Source organism: Agrobacterium sp. lyk4-40-TYG-31 (assembly GCF_030209855.1).
GTDB lineage: Bacteria > Pseudomonadota > Alphaproteobacteria > Rhizobiales > Rhizobiaceae > Agrobacterium > Agrobacterium vaccinii.
In genome coordinates this window covers 206,411-214,276 of the sequence record NZ_JARVRE010000008.1, presented here as the reverse complement: position 1 = coordinate 214,276, position 7,866 = coordinate 206,411, and the positions used below count along the sequence as shown (strand labels likewise).

The 7,866-nt window shown below is 57.0% G+C and carries 9 protein-coding genes; 4 read left to right on the top strand and 5 right to left on the bottom strand.

Annotation, left to right across the window (positions count from 1 at the left end):
- The first annotated feature begins 152 nt into the window (after positions 1-152).
- The 4 genes from QRN55_RS16815 (at position 153) to fghA (ending at position 3,427) form a co-directional block, all read left to right on the top strand.
- On the top strand, positions 153-1,229 hold the full coding sequence (locus QRN55_RS16815; RefSeq protein WP_284777557.1) for a catalase family protein: 1,077 nt from the start codon (positions 153-155) through the stop codon (positions 1,227-1,229).
- Positions 1,230-1,442: 213 nt separating this feature from the next.
- A complete protein-coding gene (locus QRN55_RS16810; protein ID WP_284777556.1) occupies positions 1,443-1,889 on the top strand; it encodes a YaiI/YqxD family protein in 447 nt (148 codons plus the stop codon).
- An 18-nt stretch (positions 1,890-1,907) separates the two neighbouring features.
- Positions 1,908-2,567, top strand: a complete 660-nt coding sequence (locus tag QRN55_RS16805; RefSeq protein WP_284777555.1) for a DUF1345 domain-containing protein — start codon at positions 1,908-1,910, stop codon at positions 2,565-2,567.
- Between the two features lie 26 nt (positions 2,568-2,593).
- Entirely contained in the window at positions 2,594-3,427 is an 834-nt protein-coding gene (gene fghA / locus QRN55_RS16800) for an S-formylglutathione hydrolase (RefSeq protein ID WP_284777554.1), read from the top strand.
- A gap of 9 nt (positions 3,428-3,436) precedes the next feature.
- Here fghA and QRN55_RS16795 read toward each other — a convergent pair whose 3' ends face one another.
- The 5 genes from QRN55_RS16795 to QRN55_RS16775 form a co-directional block, all read right to left on the bottom strand.
- The gene (locus QRN55_RS16795) at positions 3,437-4,747 is read right to left on the bottom strand and encodes an alpha/beta hydrolase family protein (RefSeq protein WP_284777553.1); all 1,311 of its coding nucleotides are present in this window, start codon (positions 4,745-4,747) and stop codon (positions 3,437-3,439) included.
- A 54-nt stretch (positions 4,748-4,801) separates the two neighbouring features.
- Positions 4,802-5,293 (bottom strand): hypothetical protein, encoded by a 492-nt coding sequence (locus QRN55_RS16790; RefSeq protein WP_284777552.1) that lies wholly within the window; start codon positions 5,291-5,293, stop codon positions 4,802-4,804.
- 63 nt (positions 5,294-5,356) lie between these two features.
- Entirely contained in the window at positions 5,357-6,160 is an 804-nt protein-coding gene (locus tag QRN55_RS16785) for an ATP12 family chaperone protein (RefSeq protein WP_284777551.1), read from the bottom strand.
- A gap of 12 nt (positions 6,161-6,172) precedes the next feature.
- Positions 6,173-6,829, bottom strand: a complete 657-nt coding sequence (locus tag QRN55_RS16780) for an HAD-IA family hydrolase (RefSeq protein ID WP_284777550.1) — start codon at positions 6,827-6,829, stop codon at positions 6,173-6,175.
- On the bottom strand, positions 6,826-7,818 hold the full coding sequence (locus tag QRN55_RS16775) for an RluA family pseudouridine synthase (protein ID WP_111838333.1): 993 nt from the start codon (positions 7,816-7,818) through the stop codon (positions 6,826-6,828). The genes QRN55_RS16780 and QRN55_RS16775 overlap by 4 nt, the downstream gene beginning before the upstream one ends.
- Positions 7,819-7,866: the final 48 nt, after the last annotated feature.

The window sequence follows — 7,866 nt, the reverse complement described above, 5'->3', positions numbered from 1 at the left end:
AATTGGACATTTCTAGTTTGCACAGCGGCGGACATTTCAATTCCTCTGCCACATTATGTATGCCTGTCTGGGCGATGACGGCGGACCGACCCCTTCAGTTTTGGAACAAACTCAAACTCGCAGGGTTTTCTGGGAAATCAGAGGAGCCTCACATGCCGATATCGCAGCCAGTCCGCTTTTCTCCCGATCTTGAAGAGATCAAGCCTGATGAACAGGAAACGATCAAAGGTCTCAATGAAACCTTCGACACGATCCTTCAAAAGACCGCCAGCGATTACGGTCACGCTGTCAGGTCGGTTCACGCCAAGTCCCATGGCATTCTTCAGGGCAAGCTCGACGTCAAAGACGGTCTCCCACCTGAACTTGCCCAAGGCTTATTCGCAAAACCCGGCAGTTACACCGTGTTCATGCGTATATCGACGAACGCTGGCGATATTCTCCCCGATGCGATTTCCCTGCCCCGTGGCATGGCCATAAAAGTCGTGGGAGTGGATGGTGAACGGCTTGCCGATGCGGAAGGCCGCAGCCAGGATTTTGTCATGGTCAACGGTCCCGTGTTTCAAGCCAAAACCGCTGACAAATTTCTCGGCAGTCTGAAAATGCTCGCCAAGACCACCGACAAAATGGAGGGCACGAAAAAAGCGATGTCGAGCGTGCTTCAGGTGGTCAACAGCGCGATGGAGGCCGTCGGTCTATCCAGCTCCACGGTTCAATCGATGGGTGGCGCTCCGAATGTTGATCCGCTGGGAGAAACCTATTTCAGCGTTACGCCTTTCCGGTATGGCGACTACGTCGCGAAATTCAGTCTCAAGCCCATTTCTCACGATTTAATCGAACTCAGCGGTAGAGAGATCGATACCAGCACTGGCGAAGACGCTATTCGCGATACCGTGCAGGCGGAAATGAGGACGATTTCAGGGCAATGGGAATTTCAGGTTCAGCTCTGTCGCGACATCAAGGCTCAACCCATCGAAGATCCAACGGTCGAGTGGGACCAAGCGGAGGCTCCCTTCATAACTGTTGCGACCATAACTGCGGCTCCACAGGACAGTTGGAGCGAAGAGCAGGTTAAGCGGGTGGATGAAGAGATGCGATTCAGTATCTGGACCGGATTGGCAGCGCATCAGCCGCTTGGAAATATCAATCGCGCGCGAAAAGAACCTTATGAACACTCCGCAAAGTTCCGGGAGCGTTTCAATGGCTGTCCTATTCACGAACCGCAACAATAGACGCATACGTAGGTGGGTTGTGTGGCGATGGGTGTGTGGGGATGAGTTTCTCCGCACCAGCTTCGTTACAGACCCTGTTGAAGCCCCCGGCCCTGTCCGGCGGTCGCTTTTCACCTGACATCCATCCCATTTCGCTCAACCCAGAAATAACACTTGGGTATTTTCGACGGCAATTCTAAAAGACGTTGGAGTTCAGTTGAAGAAGAAGTGTTGATGCCGCATATTTATGTCGATGCTGACGCGTGCCCGGTGAAGCCGGAGATATTGAAGGTTGCCGAAAGACACGGGCTTGAGGTGACGTTCGTTGCGAATTCCGGTTTGCGGCCTTCGCGGGATCCTATGGTCAAGAACGTCATCGTCTCCGCGTCGTTCGATGCAGCCGATGACTGGATTGCGGAGCGTGCCATCGAGGGCGATATCGTCGTCACCGCCGATGTGCCGCTCGCGGGCCGTTGTGTGGCCAACGGTGCGCAGGTGACCGGGCCTACTGGGCGCGTTTTCGACAAGGCCAATATCGGTATGGCGACGGCCATGCGGGATCTCGGCGCGCACTTGCGGGAAACCGGCGAAAGCAAAGGCTACAACGCCGCGTTTTCGCCGCGCGACAGGTCTCAGTTTCTTGAAACGCTTGACCGCCTTTGTCGCCGCGTCAAAAAATAGGCCCTGTTGGAGAACCCCATGCAAACGGCGCAGCAACACAGTCAATTTGCCAGGCATAAACCGTTCCTCGTCGCTTTTATTCTCAGCGCATTGGTGTTGGTGGGCACGATTATCGTGAAGCCATCGCTGGCTGTCGAATGCGCAGCTGTCGTGTTTTTTCTGACCTATCTGGTCATTGTCGGTTTGCGCCTCCCTCGCCTCACGGCTGCGCATCTGAAGGCGCATGCAGATAGTGACGACTTGCCAGCGATGGTCATCATCGCCATCACGTTTCTGGCTGTCGGCGTTGCGGTCGCATCGCTGTTTCTGGCGCTCAATCACACCACGGGCGAAACCGTCTGGTCGCTTACCTTAGCTTTTCTGTCGGTGTTGCTTGGCTGGTTGACCATCCACACCATGACGGCGATGCATTATGCCCACCTCTTCTGGCGCCCCGCGAAAGCGACTGGAAAGAAGCAGCCACGCGGTGGCATGGATTTCCCAGATACGGACGAGCCCGGTGTCTACGAGTTCCTGTACTTCGCCGCCGTGATCGGCATGACCGCCCAGACGTCCGATGTCGCGGTCACCACCACACCAATGCGCAAGGTGGTGCTTCTGCATTCCATCGTCTCATTCTTTTTCAACACCGTGCTCGTTGCAGCAGCCGTCAATGCTGCCGTGTCGCTTGCAGGCTGAGATCTGCCCAAATCCAAGGAATACCTATGAAAATCATCTCTCAAAACACCGCTTTCGGCGGCATGCAGGGCGTTTTTACGCATGAGTCCAACGTTACCAATTGCGAGATGACATTTGCGGTCTATGTTCCGCCAAAGGCTATTCATGAGCCTTGCCCGGTTGTCTGGTATCTTTCAGGTCTGACCTGCACCCACGCGAATGTCATGGACAAGGGCGAATACAGGCGTATGGCGTCAGAGCTTGGCTTGATCGTCGTCTGCCCCGATACCAGCCCCCGCGGCAGCGATGTGCCCGATGAGTTAACCAACTGGCAGATGGGCAAAGGCGCTGGCTTCTATCTCGATGCGACCGAGACGCCGTGGGCTGAGAACTACCAGATGTACAGCTACGTCACAGAGGAACTGCCTGCGCTCATCGCACAGCAGTTTCGCTCAGACATGAATCGGCAGGGGATTTTCGGCCATTCCATGGGTGGCCATGGCGCCATGACGATTGCTCTTAAAAATCCGGATCGCTTCAAAAGCTGCTCGGCATTTGCCCCCATCGTCGCGCCCTCGTCCGCCGATTGGTCGCGCCCTGCCCTCGAAAAATATCTCGGCGAAAACGAGTCAGCGTGGCGCAAGTACGACGCTTGTGCACTGGTCGAAGACGGTGCGCGCTTCCCCGCTTTCCTGATCGATCAGGGCAAGGCAGACAATTTTCTCGAAAACGGCCTTCGTCCGTGGCTGTTCGAAGAGGCTATCAAAGGCACGGATATCGACCTGACGCTGCGCATGCATGACCGTTACGATCACTCGTACTTCTTCATTTCGACCTTCATGGACGATCACCTGAAATGGCATGCGGAACGTCTGGGCTGATAGGCCTCGTCAGTCCGGCTTGCGGTGTTCCAGCCGCAGGCCCTTGGCGGTGCGGTTGGCAAAGCCTTTCCAATAGCTGTGTTCCGGTTTCAGACTGCCATCCTTGTTGGCAGCCCAGACGCCCCTATCGGAATCCTCGACCAGATCGAGATATGGCGCCTTGGCCTGATCGTTCTTCAGCTTGAGATCGAACCACGCTGTCGCAAAATGCTGGGAGATGTTGTTCATGCGCACCGTATCCCAGACCGGATCGGCGTAATGTTCGAAAGGCGCGAAACCTAATTCCTTGTTGAAGGCCCAGCTCTCTACCGGGGCTGGCATGGGTGCCGCCGCATTGTGGTTGGCATCGGCGAAGGTCAGCAGATAACGGTCAACCGGCATCTTGCCTTCGAAAATCCGGCGTATGCCTTTCTGGTAATCCGAAACGTCATCGGCACTACCAGCCATGAAAAGGATCGGAACCTTGATTTCCGAAAGGCCCTGCTCATCCCACATGTCGCGCTGCATACCCCACGGAGCGATGGCGATGATGGCCTTGAAGCGCGAATCGAGGAGATCAGCATGCTCTTTCGATCCAGCCTTGTGGATGGCGAGCGCGCCTCCCTTTGCGCTCCAGTCCGCCGTAACCGCTGTTGCCGAGACGCCAGCACCAGCCGTGACGACCGCGCCATATCCTCCCATCGAATAGCCGATCAGGCCGGTTTGCGAAACATCCACAAGGCCGGATAGGAAACCATTCTTCGCCTCACTCAGCCGCGCCATCTCATGCAAGGCAAAACGCTGGTCCAGCGGGCGGTTGACCAATGTGCTGCCGAAAGCGCGCTGGTCGTTATAGGTGCTGTCGGTGTGGTCGATGGAGGCGACGACATACCCCTTGCTCGACAGATTTTCGGCAAGAGGATTCATTAGGTAGCGGTTGCCGGGATAGCCGTGGGAGATGATGATGAGCGGGAATGTCTTGCCGTCTTGCTTGCGCGGTTCGGCATCTCTCTGGGCCTGCCCTGCAATGGCAACCTCGGTTTTCCCATCACGCAGGAAGACGCGATAATCCGAACCCTGACCTGCATTTTTGGCGGGATACCAGACCTCCAGAACCAGCTTGCGGTCGTAACGGGGGAGCGGCTTGCCAGGCTCGATATTGACGACGTCGATCTGGTCGGAATTAACAGCCGTGATCGTTCGCACACCGACCGGATAGCTGCCATAGGGCGCCAGCTCAGGCGCATCGGGCCTGATACGATCCACCCGGTTTTCAGCGGATGAAGCATGCACAGGCATGAGAACCAGAATTGCTAAACCAACGACGCCACTCAATTTCATCGTATGCTCCTGCGGTCACGACACGCTCCCCTAACCCAAGCATATGACGGTGAATTAAAACCGGCCCGGAAACAAGGCCGTTGCCAGCGATGCCGGACGGTTGAGGTGAAACTCGGCGATGACGCGTTCGGCAATGCCGAAGGCGAGTTCCTGCTCTATGGCCGATTTTTCGATCCCAAGAATGTTGGCGGTAAAGGCCGATTCTGCAATCACCTCTCCCGTCTGCACGGCAGCAGCGCGTACCACGACACGGGCCGAGGCGCGTTCACCGAAGATGAATGGACCTTTGGTGACAGAGATGACGCGAATGGTCAGCACCACGCGCGGACGCGTTCTGTCACGCGTGGTGGCCTTGATCGCGTTCGACATATGATACTGTATGGATTGCATCAGCTCAGCGGAGATATCCGGCCGTGCCGCCACGAATGCACCGCGCACATCATAAAGCAGCCTCTCACCCTCGCCTGATTTCGGCTCCAGCCTGAAAGACATCAGCGCAAGAGACGCAAGCATGATGATGCCGAGACGCTGCAGCGAGTGGTGCATGATAGACGCTTCCCCCTACGTCAGGTTAGGCGTCCATCATCATCTTTTACGGTTAGAAAAGCGTTAAGCCCTGATGGCACCATCGCGTGCCGCGACCAGCACGGCCAATGCCGCGCGCATGTCAACAAGCCTTGCAGCCCGCCTTATCTGCGCTTCCTCGTCTTCGCCCCACTGCTCGGATGTCCAGTCTTCGTCAAGATGCGCAAGTGCCCAGATTTCCTCAAGACTGCGCACGCCTTCGGCCAGCGCAAGGGCCAGAATGGCAGAGCCGGTCAGCGCCGTCATGGTGTGCAATGCCGCAAGCTCTATCGCCGTATCATACTTGCGCAGGGTCACGGCAAAGGCGGCGACGGCTTCGCGCGGCTGCTCCTGATGAATGACGCCTTCGACCAGAATGAAGCGTGCGCCAAGCGTCTGTGCGGCCCAGTCGATGATCGGATCCCACTGGTCCGTCTGGCGCTCCACCAGCGCAGCGGGTTCTGCGGCGCGGTAACACAAGAGATCGCTTGAGGAAAACCGCAGGATGTCTTCGAACACAGCCTGCGTATCGGCTGCGATGCCATCGATGGCCGTGTTGACGTGCCGCGAAATCGGCATGATGGCGGGATTTACGACGTCGATCTGTGCATCCCACTCGTCTCGTAGCAAATGCGCAAGGGCACGTGTCGGCACCGTCAGCGCGTGTTTCGCAGGTGTCCGCATGGTCTTGCCATCGAGAAGAACGGTGAAGGCACCTTCCTCCGTTTCGCCAACCGACACATCCTTGTAGAACCGCTTTGGCAACGGCTTCTGCATCTGGATTTGCGAACGGCGAATGGGGTCGGGATGGCTTAGCCCTTCGGTCAGATCGTTCAAAAGGTCACGCATGATACGTCCTCATCAACCCGGTATGTGGCCGGGAATTTCGCTGGGATGGTTGACGATGGCGTCTGCTCCGGCGTTCCAGAGATCATCAACGGAAGCGTAGCCCCAAGCGACGCCAATGGCTTTTGCGCCCGCCGCTTTTGCCATCTGCATATCATAGATGGTATCGCCGATAACGATCGTATCGGCTGGCACCATGCCGGTCTCGCTGCAGCATTCCGTCACCATGGCCGGATGCGGCTTGGAAGGGCAGTCATCGGCCGTGCGCGATACGATGAAATGCTGGCGGAAACCATGCGTATCCATTATCAGGTTGAGACCTCGGCGAGACTTGCCGGTGACAGCACCTATCAGCAGTTCCTGGCGCTTGGCCAACGTATCGATCATGGCGTGGATGCCGGCGAACATCGGCTCTTCGAAGCCCGGCTCAGCCCTCGTTGCGGGAAAGATGGCCTTGTAATGCGCCGTCATGGCAAGCGCTTCGTCATCCACATGCGGTTTTCCCTGCATGCGGGCGATGGCGATGTCCAATGTTAGCCCGATGATCGATTTCGTCAGCGAGACATCTGGGCGATCATAGCCGAAATGTACGAAGGTGCGCGCCATGACCTCATGAATAAGGCCGACGCTGTCCACAAGCGTGCCATCGCAATCAAAGAGAACCAGTTTCATTCGTCGTCCCTGTCACCATCGGCCACGTCAAGACCCAGCAGATTCCAGGTCTGTACCATGTGCGGTGGCAAAGGTGCCGTAACACGCAGGCGCCCACCGGATGGATGCGGAATGTCGATCTTGCGCGCATGCAGGTGCAGGCGCTTCTGAACGCCGCCGGGGAAATCCCAGTTGACGTCCTCGATGTAATATTTGGGATCGCCGATGATTGGATGGCCCATATGCAGCGCGTGAACACGCAGCTGGTGGGTACGGCCCGTATAGGGCTCCATTTCCAGCCACGCCAGATTTTGCGCTGCCGTATCGATAACGCGGTAATAAGAGATGGCGTGATCGGCGCCCTCCTCACCGTGCTTGGCAATGCGCATGCGATCGCCATCCGGTGTCTGCTCCTTCACCAGCCAGCTTGAAATTTTGTCCTGATGCTTGCGCGGCACGCCCTTGACCAGCGACCAGTAGGTCTTTTTGGTGTCGCGCTCACGAAACGCAGCTGTCAGCTTTTGCGCTGCCCCTCGGGTGCGGGCAACGACCAGCACGCCTGATGTATCGCGGTCGATGCGGTGGACCAAACGCGGCTTTTCACCCTTCGAACTCGTCCATGCTTCCAGCAGCCCATCGATATGACGGTTGATGCCGGAGCCGCCCTGCACGGCAATGCCAGCAGGCTTGTTGAACACGAAAACTTTTTCGTCTTCATGCAGCAGCATGCGCTTCAACAGATCGACATCGTCGGAATTCTTGAGGTCGCTGGAGCTGATCGGTCCACCCTTGACCTTCGCATCGACATCGAGCGGCGGCACGCGAACCGTCTGTCCGGCTTCCACACGCGCATCGGTCTTGACGCGGCCACCATCGACACGCACCTGCCCGGAGCGCATCAGTTTTTGCAGCGGACCAAAGCCTAAGCCCGGATAGTGGATCTTGAACCAGCGGTCGAGGCGCATTCCGGCTTCTTCAGGCTCAACCTTGATGTGCTCGATACCTGCCATGGCAATTCCATTCTTTCTTTTCTCAACTCCGCATCCTTGGTGTGCGGT